Source organism: Saliphagus sp. GCM10025334 (assembly GCF_042663485.1).
Taxonomy (GTDB): Archaea; Halobacteriota; Halobacteria; order Halobacteriales; family Natrialbaceae; genus Natronosalvus.
This window is the reverse complement of sequence record NZ_JBHTAF010000003.1, coordinates 94779-112233: the sequence shown is the minus strand read 5'-3', so window position 1 is coordinate 112233 and position 17455 is coordinate 94779. Positions and strand designations below refer to the sequence as shown.

15 protein-coding genes are annotated in these 17455 nt (G+C 62.6%); 6 read left to right on the top strand and 9 right to left on the bottom strand.

Translation table 11 applies throughout. The features are described from left to right. Positions 1-33: 33 nt before the first annotated feature. Both ACFQO4_RS12720 and ACFQO4_RS12715 read right to left on the bottom strand, forming a co-directional pair. Entirely contained in the window at positions 34-1074 is a 1041-nt protein-coding gene (locus tag ACFQO4_RS12720) for a tyrosine-type recombinase/integrase (RefSeq protein WP_500261273.1), read from the bottom strand. Then, a complete protein-coding gene (locus ACFQO4_RS12715; RefSeq protein WP_500261272.1) occupies positions 1064-1456 on the bottom strand; it encodes a DUF5805 domain-containing protein in 393 nt (130 codons plus the stop codon). The genes ACFQO4_RS12720 and ACFQO4_RS12715 overlap by 11 nt, the downstream gene beginning before the upstream one ends. Before the next feature lie 1462 nt (positions 1457-2918). Between ACFQO4_RS12715 and ACFQO4_RS12710 the strand changes: the two genes are divergently transcribed. Together ACFQO4_RS12710 and ACFQO4_RS12705 are read left to right on the top strand one after the other, a co-directional pair. Continuing rightward, positions 2919-3215 (top strand): hypothetical protein, encoded by a 297-nt coding sequence (locus ACFQO4_RS12710; protein WP_500261271.1) that lies wholly within the window; start codon positions 2919-2921, stop codon positions 3213-3215. Between the two features lie 168 nt (positions 3216-3383). Further along, positions 3384-3782: a universal stress protein gene (locus ACFQO4_RS12705; protein ID WP_500261270.1), complete on the top strand. Its 399-nt coding sequence runs from the start codon at positions 3384-3386 to the stop codon at positions 3780-3782. A gap of 130 nt (positions 3783-3912) precedes the next feature. Here ACFQO4_RS12705 and ACFQO4_RS12700 read toward each other — a convergent pair whose 3' ends face one another. Then, a complete protein-coding gene (locus ACFQO4_RS12700) occupies positions 3913-5823 on the bottom strand; it encodes a glycoside hydrolase family 36 protein (RefSeq protein WP_500261269.1) in 1911 nt (636 codons plus the stop codon). Between the two features lie 132 nt (positions 5824-5955). Between ACFQO4_RS12700 and ACFQO4_RS12695 the strand changes: the two genes are divergently transcribed. Next, a complete protein-coding gene (locus ACFQO4_RS12695) occupies positions 5956-8022 on the top strand; it encodes a beta-galactosidase (RefSeq protein WP_500261268.1) in 2067 nt (688 codons plus the stop codon). A gap of 52 nt (positions 8023-8074) precedes the next feature. On the opposite strand, the gene ACFQO4_RS12690 is transcribed toward ACFQO4_RS12695, so the two are convergent. From ACFQO4_RS12690 to ACFQO4_RS12665, 6 genes are all read right to left on the bottom strand, one after another. Beyond that, complete coding sequence (locus ACFQO4_RS12690) at positions 8075-8893, bottom strand: SDR family NAD(P)-dependent oxidoreductase (protein WP_500261267.1); 819 nt, start codon at positions 8891-8893, stop codon at positions 8075-8077. Between the two features lies 1 nt (position 8894). Further along, positions 8895-10043, bottom strand: coding sequence for a galactonate dehydratase (gene dgoD / locus ACFQO4_RS12685; RefSeq protein ID WP_500196467.1), 1149 nt, complete (start codon positions 10041-10043; stop codon positions 8895-8897). Beyond that, the gene (locus tag ACFQO4_RS12680) at positions 10044-11165 is read right to left on the bottom strand and encodes an ABC transporter ATP-binding protein (RefSeq protein WP_500261266.1); all 1122 of its coding nucleotides are present in this window, start codon (positions 11163-11165) and stop codon (positions 10044-10046) included. Positions 11166-11202: 37 nt separating this feature from the next. Then, on the bottom strand, positions 11203-12039 hold the full coding sequence (locus ACFQO4_RS12675; protein ID WP_500261265.1) for a carbohydrate ABC transporter permease: 837 nt from the start codon (positions 12037-12039) through the stop codon (positions 11203-11205). Next, complete coding sequence (locus ACFQO4_RS12670) at positions 12039-12956, bottom strand: carbohydrate ABC transporter permease (RefSeq protein ID WP_500261836.1); 918 nt, start codon at positions 12954-12956, stop codon at positions 12039-12041. Before ACFQO4_RS12670 ends, ACFQO4_RS12675 begins: the two co-directional genes overlap by 1 nt. Before the next feature lie 133 nt (positions 12957-13089). Then, complete coding sequence (locus ACFQO4_RS12665) at positions 13090-14448, bottom strand: ABC transporter substrate-binding protein (RefSeq protein WP_500261264.1); 1359 nt, start codon at positions 14446-14448, stop codon at positions 13090-13092. Positions 14449-14733: 285 nt separating this feature from the next. Here ACFQO4_RS12665 and ACFQO4_RS12660 point away from each other — a divergent pair, with 285 nt between their 5' ends. The 3 genes from ACFQO4_RS12660 to ACFQO4_RS12650 all read left to right on the top strand — a co-directional run bounded on the left by ACFQO4_RS12660 (position 14734) and on the right by ACFQO4_RS12650 (position 17416). Then, positions 14734-15498 carry an IclR family transcriptional regulator gene (locus tag ACFQO4_RS12660; protein ID WP_500261263.1) on the top strand — a complete coding sequence of 255 codons (765 nt, stop codon included), beginning with the start codon at positions 14734-14736 and terminating at the stop codon, positions 15496-15498. A gap of 69 nt (positions 15499-15567) precedes the next feature. Beyond that, positions 15568-16713, top strand: a complete 1146-nt coding sequence (locus ACFQO4_RS12655) for a methionyl-tRNA formyltransferase (RefSeq protein WP_500261262.1) — start codon at positions 15568-15570, stop codon at positions 16711-16713. Next, entirely contained in the window at positions 16706-17416 is a 711-nt protein-coding gene (locus ACFQO4_RS12650) for a polysaccharide deacetylase family protein (protein ID WP_500261261.1), read from the top strand. Before ACFQO4_RS12655 ends, ACFQO4_RS12650 begins: the two co-directional genes overlap by 8 nt. Positions 17417-17455 lie beyond the last annotated feature (39 nt).

Genomic DNA, 17455 nt, shown 5'->3' with positions numbered 1-17455 from the left:
GATTCATAACTCGAAACTCCGAAAATCGCTCGTTCAGACCCCCAGCGAGTAGATGTTCGCTTCGTACACCGTTCGAACCTGATCCCCCCAGTCGTGGGTGTACGTGTCGATGACGTCGCTCGCGACGTCCCCCCGCAGGTACTTGACGACCCCGCGATCACCCGTTCGGTCACGAAGATGGGTCGTGAAAAAGTGCCGGAAGTAGTGGGGCGTCACGTTCTCGCTCGCACCGCCGCCCGTTCGATACCAGCCCCGCGCTCGAGCACGTTCCTCGACGATATAGCGCACGTCCGAGGGCTCGAGGCGCCGTCCCCAACTATCGCCTGTGTCGAGGAAGAGTGGTTCGGCCGTCGACTGCGCGTCGGGTCGAATCGCTAGCCACTCGGCGAGAACCGCCTGTAGCTCCGAATCGACCGGGATAACGGTCCCCCGCTTGCGCTTGTTCGACGCCGTCCGCTCCTCTCCGTTGGCGACCGCACCGCGAACCGGCTTCTCATCGACGTACAGCGAATCGGGACGAGCCTCGAGTTGGACTCGCAGCGTCCACTCGAGATCGACTGCATCGAAATCGGTGTGGAGATCGCGTAGATCCAGGTTACAGAGTTCGCCGACACGCATTCCCGTCTTGAGGAGGGTGACGATCACGGCCCGCTCGAGGGGATGAGCGAGGTCTCCGACGAACGACCGCATTTCGGGGATAGAGATCTCACGTCTGGTCGGGTTCGTGTCGATCGATTCGTTCATCTCCTCGACGACCAGCGACATCGGATTCCCCTCGAAGGCCTCGACGCGGGTCATGTAGTCGTAAAACCGGTGGACGTAGGAGGCGTAGGTGGCGATCGTACTCGGCTCGAGGCGGCCGCGCAGGGAGTGCACCCAGGCCATACACTCCCGGCGGGTCGCGTTCGCGGGCGAGACGCCGCTCTCGTCCTCGACGAACGCCTCGAACTGTCCGAGAACGCGCTCGTAGGCCTCGACCGTCCGCTCGCTCTTGCCGTGATAGCGCTGCTCCTCGAGGAAGTAAGAAACTGGTTCCTCGATCGTGGCTGGTTCGCTCGCTCGGTCAGTTGCCATCGATATCACCGCTCAGGGTGTATCCGCCGTGGCGACCGCTGTATCGAACCCGGTTGGTCGCCTGGAGACGCTCGAGCGTTTCGTCGAGCTGGGACTCGATGTCGTCGCTCACCGCCTCGAGCAATTCTTCCCACGAATGCGTCCCGGAATGAAGTAACTCGAGGACCTGTGTTTCGAGGCCGCTACCCCCAGGGGTGACGTCCGGAGAACGGGGTTGCTCTGTTGGCGATTCGAACCCCTTTCGACCGGATTGCACCATACATCTTACATACTCGCTCTGGCTCATGTCGAGCTCGTCGGCGTGGTCGGCCCAGTTCTCTTTCTGGTATCTGGGGACGTAGGTTCTGACGACGACGGTCTCGGAAGCCGGATCGTCACTCATAGACGACCGTCCGTACTCGAGGATAATCAATCTAGCTGTTATTCGAGATAAGAGCCCTTATCTGAAAGAGAATACCTGAATCATACGCCAGTATAAGTATGCAATTCTATATTTGCAAATACGGTATGCTGTGAGTTGGGATTAGACATTAGCAAAAATAGGTATGTGAATCAAGATTAGAATTTAACTGATTGCCGTTGCATTCGAGGAATGGCCTGGGGTGTTGCGTGTACCGAAACTGAACTGGGGACACTTCTCTTTCATGTCACTGTCGGTTGCGTCCCGAATCGCTAGTCATCCGGAGCTTGACTTCACCGGTTTCTGATAGTTAGTGTGACGATTACCGAACTGACGGAGATCAGTTGCGAAGACCCCTCCAGCTGAGTGTTCGAAAGATGGTCTAAAATCGTTCAGACGGGACCTGAGAAGCGCCGATGAACGCGTTCCTATGGAGTCTCGACGTGTCCATCTCTGTGTCAACGACCGAAACGGGACGATTCGCTTGCGCGAGGGCTGCCTGAGTAGCGATTACGGCTCAAGACTATGGCGTTAACTGGCCGCCGAACACATATCGATCCGCTATCGTGAGGACAATGTCCATCCGCCAAGCGGACTCACGCGTCGAGAGGAGAAGGAAACTACGGATTCGAATTGCGTATCCCAACTGAGACGCTGCCTTCGGACAGGCCCGGATCGAAACTGGCCAATTCTGCAGGGCGAAGACCCGGCCGAGGCCCATCGAAAGGGGGTTCGTCGGGGTTGGCGGAGGCCGAAGGGAACGTTCGCTCTACGGGTAGCATCGTCTGGAGCCGATTACGACACCCAGGCAGCACTGGCCACGTCCGAGCGACGTCGAGGACCTCTCGTTTGGCTGGGGCGAGAAAAGTGGCCCTCTGAGACGGAGATTCTCCGCGTGATGTCGACAAACCCCATCATCTCTCTGCCAATAGTGGCCTGTCGTGCAGCTCTTTTCTCGACACTCGTACACCGCCACGCTCACTCTCCACTGCAACGGAGTGGCTCGAGGAGTGACCATTTGCGTCCAGAACTGGTCGTTTGGCTGGTGGAAGTACGCAGTCTGGGTACCGAAAGGATTCCTTTCACTGGACCAGTTCGACTCGAGCCAGGCGAATCTGACTGTGATACGACCAGCGCGTGTGGACGTCAGTACACGAGTGAGGCGTTCCCTGCCCGGTGTCTCGGAGCGTCTCTCCTGGGTCAGAGAACCGCTTACGTGGCCCGTGAGGGGGTTCTATCTCTGCTGACGGCCCTTTCCCAGTTTGGTTCCAGAGGTGTATTGCGTCTCCAGTAGCCGCTGCACGCCATTGCAGACCTGATCACCGATACGTCCGGTGATTAGTGTATGAATCGTTACAGGGAATCGATAGCTATGGACGATATCGTCGTATCCGATGCGTCCGTCGCCTTGAGGTGGCTTCGGAGCGGGTGGCGAGAGTGATCGATGTCCATCTGGGCGGTGATCGTGGCTATCGATGGAAACGAGGCCGTATCGTCGGCATCTGATATCCGATCGCTGCTCGCTCTGAGCCTTCGGGAAATTTACCGTCTCAGTCACGCAGTGCTGGGCTGGGAATACACCGTCGTTCGGTTGCCCTGGGTTCTCCTGCCTGGACGAAACTGGGTTGAGTTGGTGGGAATTGCGAAACCATCTCAATTATTTGTTACTAAATCCTGTCTGGCCGAGGCCTGGCGCACGACACATAAACCAAATAATGATATAGAGAATCGCTACCGCTGAGGAGACTGGCGAGAACTCGAGCATCGACTGAATATCGCCGGACGCCGTGGCCACCGGAGAAGTCGGAGTCAGCTCTCGAGTGCGTTTCGTTCGGATCACGAATTTTCGTCTCCGGGACTGGTCTCGTTCGTCCGTACCTATTAGTCACCGGATCGAGACTGTCTACCTATGTCCACGATCCTGCTGGCAGTCGATCGAGACGAAGACAGGGCGGTCGCACAGGCAGAGTCCATCGTCGAACTCGAACTCGAGTCGGCGTCGACCCGAGTCAGAGTCGTCCACATCTTCACCAATAACCCCGAAGGGGCGTCCGTCACACAGCTCGGTGCCGTCCGTCGAGCGAAGGCGGTGCTCGAGAACGCCGGGTTCGACGTCGGCGTCGAAGGCCGAAGTGGGGATCCCGTCGACGAAATTCTCGACGCCGCCGACGAACACAACGCTGACGTCATTACGATCGCCGGTCGAAAACGGTCGCCGGCCGGAAAGGCGCTGTTCGGCAGCGTGGCCCAGGGCGTGTTCCTCAACACGAACCGGTCTGTCTTGCTGTGCAGTGAACGGGACGCCTGACCGTCGTCCGGGGCTAGTCAATTCGAGCACGAATAGCGATTACTCGACTATACATTCTCGTATTCCTGTGACCGTCGAGCGACTGCGGACCCCTGTCGCCATCTCGAATGCAGGCTTATCGAGCGTCGACTCAAACGGGACCGCCCGTGAGCGTATCCGCCCTCCCGACGATCGTTTCCTCGGTATCGGATTCGACGACTGTGTAGAGGGCGACGCCGTGGGCGGGGAGCGTCCGTTCGATTCGCTCGGACGCTTCGATCTCACAGCCATCGAGACCGTCCCAGATGGTGACCGGTTCGTCGGCGTAGCGCCGGGGGTCAAACGTAACGGTCTGCGGTTCGTCGGCCCAGTTGAAACACGCGACCGTGGTTGCACCGTCGCCGGGTCGCTCACAGACGACGCGGTCCGGGAACTCGTTTTCCGCGACTCCCTCGACGATGCCACGCTCGGCGGGTGGCAGCGATCGCTCGAGTAGCCGCCTGCCTGCGGAATCGATTTCGGCGATACGGTCGGAGAAGACGTTGACACCTCCGCTCGTCGCGACGAGCGCGGCGAACGCCTCGCGTTCGGCGGTCGTCAATTCGCTGGTTTCCCTGACGAGCTGGCAGTCGGGGTCGTTGAGCCACCAGCGCCGGTGGAGGAACTGGCGCGTGAGTGTATTTCTGACGGCGTTCTTGAGCGCGGGTTGACTCGCTGACTCACCCTCAGTTTCCCAGACCGGGTCCGTGTCGGGACCGATTCGCATGGCGTCGACGAGTCCGACGCTGGGGGCTAAGGGAGCACCACAGCCGAGAACGAAGACGTCTCGCCCGACCGTCTCGTCGATGATCTCGAGACCTTGCCGGTAGGCTTCGAAGCGGGTGGCTTCGTCGTCGTAGCGATCACCAGGGAGAGCCGCGGCGAAGAGGAAGTCGAGTTTGAGGTACCGAAAGCCCCAGTCGTCGACGACCGTCTCGAACGTCTCTCGGAGCCACGACTGGACCTCGGGGTGTGTCGTATCGAGCCCGTAGAGTCGATCCCCGGCACGGAACCCGCCGTCGACGGGGTCGCCGGTGTCGGGGTCGGTGACGAACCACTCGGGATGGTCCGAGAACAGGTTCGACCCCGCCTCGGCGTAGAACGGGGCCAGCCACAGCCCCGGCGTGTATCCCGCCCCGTCGATGTCCTCGGCGAGGGCGCTCATGTCCGAAAAGTCGTCGTCGATGGTCCGCCAGTCGCCGAAGGCGTTCATGTAGCCGTCGTCCAGCTGGACGAGGTCGACCGGGATTCCCCATTCCTGGAGTTCTGCGAGGTTCTCACGCACGTCGTCCTCAGTGACGTCTGTGAAATAGTGATACCAGGAACACCAGCCCGTCGGGACCTGTTCGGGGACGCGTGCGTTCATCTCGGCTCCGACGAGGTCGGCCAGTGCGGGAAGGGCGTCCTCGAGGTCCCGGTTCGCGTCGATCCAGAGCGTCGGCACGTCGAGCGTCTCGCCCGGTTCGATCGTCCTTCCTTCGAACGGACACACTGCCTGGACCCGGTGGACCCCGTCCGCGTCGTCGACGATATCGAACCGGGTGCAGTAGCGATCGTGGTCGAGGTACCCCATCGTCAGCGTTCTCTCTTCGGCGACGAACCCCGTCAGGTAGTTGCTGGTACGGCGGTCCGTCGGCGCCTCGAGGTCGAGCATCATCGGTGCGTTATCGGGCGTTTCGTCGGGGAACCGTTCCCCCACGGAAAGCGTCGCCGTCGGGGACCACGACTGGTAACCGTGCTCGTAGATGCGACTTTCTGGACCGAATCCGTCCACCTCGCACTCGAGGACCACCGACTCGAGCGTGACCGGTTCACCGCCGTCGTTCTCGACCGCGACCGAGAAGGCGACGCCATCGGCTCGTTCCTCGAGACGGGCGTGAATCGGGAGGTCGACTACACGGCCCGATTCGGCGAGGACCTCGAGGTCAGCGCGCAGGAGTCTCCTCGCGCCGTCCGCTACTGCCAGCGTTCTGTCGTCGAAGTCGTATCGAAGCGTCGTCTCGCCGGCGGCGCACTCGTCCATATGGTAGCGGACGAACGGACGGTCCAAATAGCCAGCCATTGCTGCAGAAATCGTCGGATTCGACGCCTGGTTCGGCGTGGTCAAAGCGGCCGCTTTGAGAACGTTTAGGTTGCTCCCGTGTGACGGTTTGCTATGTCGATTGGCGTCTGTTACTTTCCGGAACACTGGCCCAGCGAACGCTGGGAGACCGACGTTGCACAGATGGCCGACGCGGGCCTCGAGTACGTCCGCATGGCGGAGTTCTCCTGGGCCGTCCTCGAGCCTTCCCGCGGGGAGTTCGAGGTCGACTGGCTCGAGGAAGCCGTCGAGTTGATCGGCGAACACGGCATGCAGGCCGTCCTCTGTACGCCGACGGCCACGCCACCGAAGTGGCTCGTCGACGACCACCCCGAAATCCTCCAGGAAGAGCGCGACGGAACGGTTCGAAACTTCGGGAGTCGACGCCACTACTGTTTCAACTCACCGGTCTACCGGGAGGAAACCGAGCGCATCGTCGGGAGACTGGCCGATCACTTCGCGGACGATCCCCATGTCGTCGGCTGGCAAACCGACAACGAGTTCGGCTGTCACGACACCGTCCGGTGTTACTGCGACGACTGTGCGAACGCGTTCCGCGACTGGCTTCGGGAGCGGTACGACTCGATCGACGCGCTCAACGAGGCCTGGGGCAACACGTTCTGGAGCCAACGATACAGTTCGTTCGGTGAGATCGACCCACCGCGGCACACCCCCGCCGAACACCACCCCTCGAGGCTCCTCGAGTACTACCGATTCGCGAACGAGTCGGTCGTCGACTACAATCGACTCCACGCCACCCTGCTCCGGGAGCGAAACGACGACTGGTTCGTGACCCACAACTTCATGGGCCGGTTCGACTCCCTCGACGCCTACTCGGTCAGCGAGGATCTCGACCTCGTCTCGTGGGACTCCTACCCGACGGGGTTCGTCCAGGATCGCCTCGAAGCGGGGGGCGATCCGACGCCAGACCAGCTTCGAGCCGGCGACCCGGATCAGGTCGGGATGGACCACGACCTCTACCGTGGGGCGCTCGACCGACCGTTCTGGGTGATGGAACAGCAACCGGGCGACGTCAACTGGCCGCCTCACTGCCCACAGCCGGGTGAGGGCGCAATGCGACTCTGGGCCCACCACGCGACGGCCCACGGCGCCGATGCCGTCCTGTACTTCCGGTGGCGACGGTGTCTCGAGGGCCAGGAGCAGTACCACGCCGGATTGCGAAAGCAGGACGGGTCGCCCGACCGGGGGTACGAGGATGCCGTGACGGTGGCCGACGAACTCGCGAACCTGCCTGAGACGGGAACGGAACGCGAAGACGTCGGGGGACGCCCCGCGCTCGACCACGTCGACGCCCCCATCGCGCTCCTGCACGACTACGACGACCTGTGGGCCCTCTCCGAACAGCCTCACGCCCCTGACTTCGAGTACTGGAACCTCCTGGGTGCGTTCTACACCGCCTGCCGCGCCCGCGGCGTCCAGGTCGACGTGATCCACCCCTCCAGGGACCTCTCGAGTTACGAGGCCGTGATCGCACCTGCCCTGCACCTCGTCACGGACGAGCTGGCCGACCGATTGACCGCGTACGTCGAGGGCGGCGGCGAACTCCTATTCGGACCGCGAACGGGGGTCAAGGACGAGTACAACAAGCTTCGACCCGTCCAGCAACCGGGTCCGCTCACCGACCTCGTCGGTGCGAGTGTCGATCAACACGAGTCACTCCCCGACCACCTCGAGACCCGCGTTCGATCGCTCGAAGACGGGAACGAGTACGCGTTTCGAACGTGGGCCGAGTGGCTCGAGGCCGACGCGGCCGAGCCTCTCTTCGCGTACGGGGGCGACGATGTCGCAGCCGACCGTCCCGCCGTCGTGCGCAACTCGGCGGGCGAGGGATCGGTCGTCTACTGCGGCGTCTGGCCCGAAGCCGACCTGGCCGACGCCGTGATCGGACCCCTCCTCGATCGGGCCGAAATCGAGACGAGCGAGCGACTACCCGAGGGCGTTCGCGTCGCCGCCAGGGGAGGGTATACGTGGGTGACGAACTTCTCGAGCGACGAAGTGCGTGTGACCAGTCCGGACGGTAACCTGTCCGCCGTCGTCGGCTCCACGACAGTCGGACCGTTCGACGTAGCCGTCCTCGAGGGGCACGTGGTCGACGGACTGTCGGTGCTGCTCGAGTCCTGACGGTCAGAGGAACGGGTCGAGAAGCGGCGATTCGCAGACGGAACCGGTGGGTTCAGTTCTCTCGAGCCCCGTAGTCGGGAAGCACGTCGTCTTGCATCACCGCACCGCGGCCGCCGTCGACCACCAGGGTCGTCCCGGTGACGAACGCGGCGTCCTCGCTCGCGAGAAACGAAATCGCGCCCGCGACGTCCGCCGGTACGCCGATGCGGCCGACGGGGTGAATGGACTCCACGTCCTCGAGGCGGCCCTCGGGCAGTTCCTCACGCGTGCGCTCGATCTCGATCCAGCCCGGCGCGACGGTGTTCGTCCGAATTTTTGGGCCGAGGTCGAGCGCCATCGCCCGCGTCATCCCGTTGATTCCCGCCTTGACGGCGTTGTACGGGAAGTGGGCGGGCATCGTCTGTTGCGAGTGGTTCGAGGAGACGTTGACGATGGACCCGCGGTCCATGTGCTCGACGGCCGCCTTTGCCGCGAGCCAGTAGGCGCGGAAGTCGGTCTCGAGAACGAAGTCCCAGTCGTCCATCGACGCCTCGGCGACGTCGGTTTCGGTCTGGACGCCGGCGTTGTTCACGAGCACGTCGATGCTTCCGTACGTCTCGGCGGCCGCCTCCGCGAGCGCCGCGACGTCGTCCGGGTCGCGCACGTCCGCGCGAACGAAGACGGCCTCACCCCCCTCGTCTCGAATTTCCTCGACCACGCGGTCGCCCGCTCCGGCGGTACGCCCGGAGACGACCACGTTCGCTCCTTCGGCAGCGAGTCGTCTGGCGACACCGGCTCCGATACCTCGAGTCGAACCGGTGACGATAGCGGTCTGCTCTTCGAAGCGGCCGGGGACGGCGTTCGCGGTCGGTGATCTCGATCGCTTCGTCATCTCACCACTCCGCGACGCTGCCGTCGTCGTGACGCCAGATGGGGTTATGCCAGTCGACGCCGCCGGCCCGTTCCCGCACGTGGTCCTCGTCGATTTCGATTCCCAGTCCCGGTCCGTCGGGGAGGTCGACGTAGCCGTCCCGGTACTCGAACACCGACGGATCGGCCAGGTAGTCGAGCACGTCGCTGGTCTCGTTGTAGTGGATGTCGAGGCTCTGCTCCTGGATCAGGGTGTTGGGGGAGCAGGCGTCGACCTGGATGCACGAGGCCAGCGCGATCGGCCCGAGCGGGCAGTGCGGAGCTACCGATACGTCGTAGGCCTCGGCCATCGCGGCGATCTTCTTGACCTCGGTGATGCCGCCTGCGTGGGAGAGGTCGGGCTGAATCACATCGACCGCGTTAGACTCGAAGACCTCCTTGAAGTCCCACCGCGAGTACATTCGCTCGCCGGTGGCGATGGGCGTCGTCGTCGCCGCCCGAACGTCCGCGAGCGCGTCGTTGTGTTCGGGAAGCACGGGTTCTTCAATGAACATCGGGTCGTAGGGATCGAGCGCGCTGGCCAGCCGTCGAGCCATGGGTTTCGCGACCCGGCCGTGGAAGTCGACGCCGATGTCGACCTCGTCGCCGACGGCCTCGCGAACGGCCGCAATTCGGTCGACGGCGTCGGCGACGGCCCGTGGGTTGTCGACGGTCCGTAACTCCGGCGTCGCGTTCATCTTCAGGGCGGTGAACCCTTCGTCGACCTTCTCCTTCGCGGCGTCGCCTACGTCGCGGGGCCGGTCGCCACCGATCCACTGGTAGACCCGAACTCGATTCCTCGCCGGGCCGCCGAGTAGCTCGTAGACCGGCGCGTCGTAGGTCTTGCCCTTGATGTCCCACAGCGCCTGATCGACACCGGCGATTGCCGACATCAGGATGGGGCCGCCGCGGTAGAACCCGCCGCGGTACATGGCCTGCCAGTGGTCCTCGATTCGACTCGGATCCTCGCCGAGTAAGTAGTTGTCCAGCAGCTCTTCGACAGCCGTCCGGACGGTCTTCGCGCGGCCCTCGACGACCGGTTCACCCCAGCCGACTGTGCCGTCGCTGGTCGTCAGCTTCAGGAAGAGCCAGCGCGGCGGTACCTCGAACAGTTCGTAGTCAGTAATTCGCATTTAGTTAGATGCCTCCGTGTGTAAATCGGGTGTCGTCTCGTCGGTTCTGGTCTTCAGGGCGTCGCCGCTCTCGAGGCCGAACAGGTAAAGCGCCCGCTCGTCGAACGTGAAGACGACCTCCTCGCCTGCGATGGGGCGCAGGGTCGGGTCGATCCGAGCAGTCATCTCGACGTCGCCGAGATCCATGTAACAGAAGTTCTCGTTCCCCATCGGTTCCACGACGGTCACCTCGGCCCGGTTCGGACCGCTCTCGACGAGCGTGATGTCCTCGGGTCGGACGCCGACGCGCACGCGGTCGTGACCCTCGAGCGGTGAGGGATCCGCGAGTTCGTAGGAGAATTCGCCGGGGCCCGAGAGCGTCGACCCCGTTACCTCGGCAGTGAACAGGTTGATGCTCGGCGAGCCGATGAAGTTCGCGACGAACTCGTTTTCGGGGTGGCGATAGACCGTCTCGGGCGGCCCCACCTGCTGGAGGACGCCGCCGTTCATCACGGCGATTCGGTCGCCCATCGCCATCGCCTCCGTCTGGTCGTGGGTGACGTAGACGGTCGTCACGTCGAGGTTCTGCTGGAGTTCCTGAAGCTCGGTTCGCATCTCCGAGCGAAGCTTGGCGTCGAGGTTCGAGAGGGGTTCGTCCATCAGAAACACCGCGGGTTCGCGGACGATCGCCCGCCCCAGCGCGACCCGCTGTTGTTGGCCACCGGAAAGCGCCTTCGGCTTGTCGTCAAGCAACTCGGTGATGCCGAGCATCTCGGCGACCCCCTCGACGCGCTCGGCGATCTCCGTCGAAGACAGGCTCGTCGAGAGCTTGAGGCCGAAGCCGATGTTCTGGCGGACGGTCATGTGCGGGTACAGTGCGTAGTTCTGGAACACCATCGCGACGTCCCGTTCGCTTCCCCGGTAGTCGGTGACGTCTTCGTCGCCGAAGTGGACCGACCCCTCGGTGACGTCCTCGAGACCCGCCACACAGCGAAGCGTCGTGGACTTTCCACAGCCTGAGGGGCCGACGAGGACGAGGAACTCGCCGTCCCGGACCTCGAGGTCGAGGTCGTCGACGGCGACGACCGCTTCGCCGCTGGGATCGTACACCTTGGTAAGGTTTGTGAGTGTTATGCCTGCCATGGGTCGTGTGTGTTGGTAGCGTTGTATACGTGCATGATTACTCCTTGAGCGATCCTGCCAGGATGCCGCTGACGAACTGCTTCTGGAGGACCAGAAACAGCACCGCCAGCGGGACGATCGCGAGACTGGTCGCGACCATGATCTGATCGTAGTACACCCGCTGGGTTCCCTCGAGCCCGGAGAGGGCAACGGGGATCGTGTAGTTCGCCGAATCCTCCAGGATGACCAGCGGGTAGAGGAACAGGTCCCACTGGAACAGGAAGAGGATAATCGCGAGCGCGGCCAGCGAGGATCGCATCGCCGGCAGCGCGATTCGGTAGAACAGCTGGAACTCCGTGGCGCCGTCCATCCGCGCCGACTCGAGCAGCGCGTCGGGAATCGACTTCATGTTCTGGCGCATGAGGAAGATCCCGATCGGGTTGGCGAGCCACGGCAGGATGATCGCCCGGAACGTGTCCGTCCAGCCAACCTGTGACATCATCAGGAACAGTGGGATCACTAGCAGCTGGATCGGGAGGACGAGCGTCGCCAGGATCAGGTAAAAGATCGGCTCTTTGAACCGGAATTCGTACTTCGCGAAGGCGAATCCAGCCATCGAGCACAGGAGTACCGACAGCACGGTGTAGACGACGGCGATGAAGACGCTGTTCCAGATCGACCGTACGAAGTCGGTGCGTTCTTGCAGTGCCTCGAAGTTCTCGAAGAAGGCCGTACCCGGGTAGAGCCGCGGCGGGAACTGAATAAACTGCTCCTGAGGGAGCGTCGCCGAGACGATCATCCAGTAGAGGGGGACGAGCATGACGACCGCCATCACGAGGATGAACGCGTAGGTCAGGAACATCCAGACGGCGTCCTTGCGGCGCTGTTCGCGCATCAATCTTCACCTCCGATCTTGATCTGGACGATCGAGATGGCGCTGACGATCGAGACGAAGATGACCGTGAGCGCGCTGGCGTACCCGAGGTTCCAGTTCTGGAACGCCTCCTCGTATATGTACTGGACGATAGTGATCGTGGCGTTGGTTGGTCCGCCGCCGGTGATCACGTACGGCTCGGCGAACAGCTTGAACGTCCCGATGGTCGAGAGGACGACGACGAACAGGAGGACGGGTTTGAGCTGGGGGAGCGTGACGTAGCGGAACTTTTCCCAGCGCTTAGCACCGTCGATCTCAGCGGCTTCGTACAGTTGCTGAGGAATATTTTGCAAGCCTGCCAGTAGAATAATCATGTTGTAGCCGGTCCACCGCCAGGTAACGGCGGCGATTATCGTCTTCCGGGCCCAGAACTCGCTTCTGAGCCAGGCGATCGGTTCGACGCCGACCGTCGTCAGGGCGTAGTTGATCAGTCCGAACTGTTCGTTGAACAGGAGGAGAAATACCGTCGAGTAGGCGACGATGTTCGCCGAGACCGGGATCGCGATGGCTGTTCGAAAGACGCCCTTGAACCGAACGAACGACGCGTCGAGCGCGAGCGCGAGGGCCAGCGCCAGTCCGATCATGATCGGCACCTGGATCGCCAGGATGTACGTCGTGTTGAACATCGACTGCCAGAACAGCCCGTCACCGAGGATCCTGGCGTAATTCCCGAGGCCCACGAATTGGAGTTCGGCTATGCGAGGCACCTCGAGGTAGAGCGGTCCGACGTCGATCCAGAACAACCGATCGCTACTGACGCTCTGGTATTCGAAGAACGATAGGTAGACGGTGTAGACGATCGGGAACGCCAGGAACAGCCCGAACAGGATGAAAAACGGTGCGATGAACAGGTACGCGACCGGCCCAATGCGGGGCATCCCAGCCGTGTAAGCCTGCCTGAAAAACCGGAAGCGGTCCCAGGCACGCAGGTGGATCGGATCGGAGCCGCCGCTCGAGACGGCGTGCTCGTCGTCCGTGTGTTTCGTTGACATGAAAGCGGGTGTATCGTGATCAGGCGAGGTCGCGACCCGTTCGCTCGGAGACGGTCTCGGCGGCGGCCATCACGGCGTCTTCAGGCGCCACGTCGTCGCGGAGCATCCGTTCGAACTCGGTGTTAATCGCGTCGGTCACTTCGGGGGTGTCGACGGAGAACTGGTAGTCTGGGATCTCCTCGGCAACGTCGGCGAAGACTCGCCGAGCAGCCTGACCGCCGAAGAAGTCGAGTTCCTCGTCGAAGACGTCGTCGTCGTAGGTGGTCTCGAGCGCGGGGAAGAGGCCGTACTCGTCGTACATGAGCAGCTGCATCTCCTCCGTGGCGAGCGACCACTGGATGTAATCCCAGGCCCGGTTTCGCTCCGCTTCCTCGATCTGAGAGGGGATCATCAGGCTCGACCCGCCCCAGTTCGAGGCGCGCGGGCCGCCGGACTCGTGAGCCGGAATCTTGTAGACACCCCAGTCGCCGGCGGTGCTCGGCAGTTCGTCGCGAAGTGTTCCCTCCATCCACGCCGCCGAGGGCAGCGAGGCGATTTCGCCGCTCTCGTAGGCGCCGAACCAGGCCGAGGACCAGCCCTCGAGTGTCGCGGCAATGCCGGCGTCGTAGAGGTCCTTTATCGTCTGAGCGATCATCACGGAGTCGTCGGCGTGGATGTTTACCGCGCCATCCTCGGTCAACGGGTTGTTGCCGAGTTGACGGAACTGGTAGCGCCAGACGCCGTCGAGGTCGTTCAGCGGAAGGTTCAACATGTAGACGTCGTCGGGAAGCTTCTCGCCCTCGGCGAGGACGTCGTCCCAGGTCTCGATGGCGTCGACGTCCAGACCGTGTTCGTCGTAGACGTCGCGACGGTAGAAGACTGCGGTTGGGCCGATGTCCCACGGAAGCGCGTAAATCGTGTCGTCGTCGCTGAGCGCGTCCCAGACGCCCGAAACGAAGTCCTCGCGCACGCCAGCGTCCTCGATGTGACTCGAGAGGTCGGTGAGCGACCCCGTATCAATGTAGGACTGCCCGTCGATCATCTCGAGCATCGACACGTCTGGAGCACCGGATCCGCTCGCGAGGCGCGTCTGCAGGTCGTCTTTCATCGCTTCGCGACCGAACTCCTCGACTTCGACTGTGGCGTCGTGTTCGGCGTTGTACTCGTCGGCCGTCAGCTGGAGGGACCGAGCTGCAACGTCCCAGCCCCAGCCATGGATTTCGTCGGCCATCGGCGCGTCGCCGTTGCCGTTACTGTCGTTACCGTTGCCGCCATTGCCGTTGCCGCCGTTCCCATCCTCGGGATCGCCGGTTCCGATACATCCTGCGAGTGCTGCGGCCCCGAGTGCTCCAGCTCCCTTCAGCATTCGCCGTCGACTGTAATTGCTAGTCCGTGTCATTGTCCCAGTGGCTATACCCACAAAAACGATTGCTATTACTTAAATCCTCTGGCACCGGTGGAAGAGAACGCGCTACTGGCCCCGTTTTTCTGCTGTTTCCGAAGAGGAAACACCCCTCTTTTATATACTATTCTTGGGTACTATGGGTCAATTCCCGGCAAATATTTCCTCTTTTTTGAATATCGCATGTTATTTTCCCGGTAATAAAGGCGCGACTGTCACGGGTTGTTCACCAATGGAGAACAACAGTTTTGTACGAGGGGTTCCGTATATCAGGGACGAACGATGGGGGAACACGATGGGGTCTCCGTTCAGGCCACCGCGACCACGTTCGCGATCGTGGAGGCGCTCAGGGACCGCGACCAGGCCGGTGTCACCGAGTTAGCGACCGAACTCGAGCTCTCGAAGAGCGCCGTCCACAACCACCTGTCGACACTCTCGACGCTCGGATACGTCGCCAGCGAGAACGGATGCTACTCTTTGACGCATCGATTTCTCCGTCTCGGATTGACCACGCGTGAACGTAACCCCGTGTATCGGGCCGCACGGTCGGACCTGCGAACGCTGGCACAGACGACCGGCGAGAGCGTCAATCTCGTCGTTCCCGAGGACGATCACGGAGTCTACCTCTACCGCGTCGGCGACGGCGAGCATCCGATACCCGAGGGTGGCCGCGTCGCACTCCACGCCTCGGCCGCCGGAAAGGCGATCCTCGCCTACCGCGACCACGAAGCCGTCGACGCGTTCGTCGAGGGATATGGCCTTCCCCAGCTCACCGAGCGAACCGTGACCGATCCGGCAACTCTCCGAAGCCAGCTTCGATCGATTCGCGACCGCCGTGTAGCGTTCGACCGAGGCGAACAGACCCCCGACTGGCAGTGCGTCGCGAGCGCTATCGTCGTCGAAGGCGACTCCGTCGCCGCCATCAGCGTTTCCGGCCCGATCGAACGCATGCGCGGCAAACGGCTCGAGGAGGACGTCACGGGTCTCGTCGTGAGCACCGCGAAGGCGATCGAACTCGAATTATTGACCGACGGGCCGTCGACGTGATCGAGCAGGCGTTGCCCACGTGGTGGAAAGCGGCATCTAACAATGTGACCGTCTGTCTTCACTGCGGACATGACCGCCGACAGCGAGCACTCGATCGTCTACGTCGGGTGTACCGCGCCCGGGAACCAGGTGCTCGAATCCCTCCTCGAGCACGACCTGCCCATCGACTCGGTCGTGACGATCGACCCCGAGATGGCCGCGGCGAACGACGTCTCCGGCTACGCCTCCCTCCGACCGACCGCTGAGGCCCACGACCTCGAGGTGTACCACCCGCGAACGTACTCGATGACCGACGCGGCCGACCTGGATCACTTCCGGACGATCGATCCCGACCTCCTGATCGTCAACGGCTGGCAGCGACTGATCCCGGAGGCGATCCTCGAGACGGCGACCCACGGCGCGCTCGGAAATCACGGCAGCGCGTTCGGCCTGCCGAAGGGTCGCGGCCGCTCGCCGCTCAACTGGTCACTCATCGAGGACCGCGACCGATTTCTCCTCTCGGTGATTCGACTGGACCCCGGCGCCGACTCAGGGGATGTGGTGACGACCCGGAAGTTCGACGTTACCGAGTTCGACACCATCGAGACGCTGTACTACAAGGTATCGATGTGCCTGGAGGCCATGCTCCTCGAGGTCGTCGAGCCGATTCTCGAGGGCGAGCGACCCTTCGAACCCCAGACCGGAGAGCCGACGTACTATCCGAAGCGCAATCCCGAAGACGGCGAGGTGCACTGGGCGAACGGTACTCGAGAACTGTACAATCTCGTTCGGGCGGTAGCCGATCCCTACCCGGGTGCGTTCACCTACGTCGAGACGGCCTCGAGGCGGGCGAGTGCCGATATCGGTGTCGATGCTGATGGCGGTACCAGTGACGGTTCCGGTACCGACGCCAGTGACGACAGCAGTCGGGTCATGATCTGGGAAGCCATCCCCTTCTCGACGGACCTCGCGAAGACGGCGCCGCCCGGAACGATCGTCGAGGTCTTCTGGACCGACGAGTTTGTCGTCGCGACCGGTGACGGAACCTTGCTCGTCCGTGAGTGGGAAGTGGACTCGATCTCGGACTCGGACTGGGAACCCGCCGTCGGCGATCGGTTCGAGTCCCGCGGCGAACCGAATCGCGTGGACCGGCCTGAGCACCACGAAAATCTCTCGAGTTCGGGTTCGGACTCAGGTTCGGATTCAGATTCAGATCAGGGTGATCGGAATGCCTGAGCTCTCGACCCTCGAGCGACTCGAGTACACGCTCGAGGAGTACGAACACCTCCTTCGCACGTTGCTCGAAGATGGCGTCTCCTTCGTGGACTTCGGCCGACCTCTCGGTCGCGACGAGGTGATCCTGCGCCACGACGTCGACCTCTCGCCGGAACTGGCTCTCGAGATGGCACGACTCGAGGCCGCACTCGACATTTCGTCGACGTACTGCGTGCTGGTGACGACGCCGATTTACAATCTGCTCGAGGTCGACCAGTCGAAAGCCCTGGCCGAGATCCAGGCGCTGGGCCACGACGTGGCGGTCCACTTCGACACCCACCACTACTGGGACGACCGGCCGAGCAACGACGAACTCCGGACGCAGGTGCGCGCCGAGTGTGACGTGCTGGGGACGATCCTCAACCGCCACGTCGACGTCGTCTCGTTTCACCGCCCTCCGGAGTGGGTACTCGATGTCGACTTCGACGGCTTCGAGAACGCCTACCAGCCGGCGTACTTCTCGGAGGTAACTTACCGGTCGGACTCGAGCCAGAAGTGGCGCTCCGAACCGCCGTTCCCGGAGGGACGACCGGAGCGGATGCAACTGCTGGTTCACCCGGGGCTGTGGGGAAAATCTCCCAGACAGATGGCCGACATCGTCGCCGAAATCGCGACGAAACAGCGTGCGCACGTCGATTCGTATCTGGACGGACTCGGCGTTTGAGGGGTGCGTGGCGTACCCGGAGGCTCGGTGAGGTGTTAC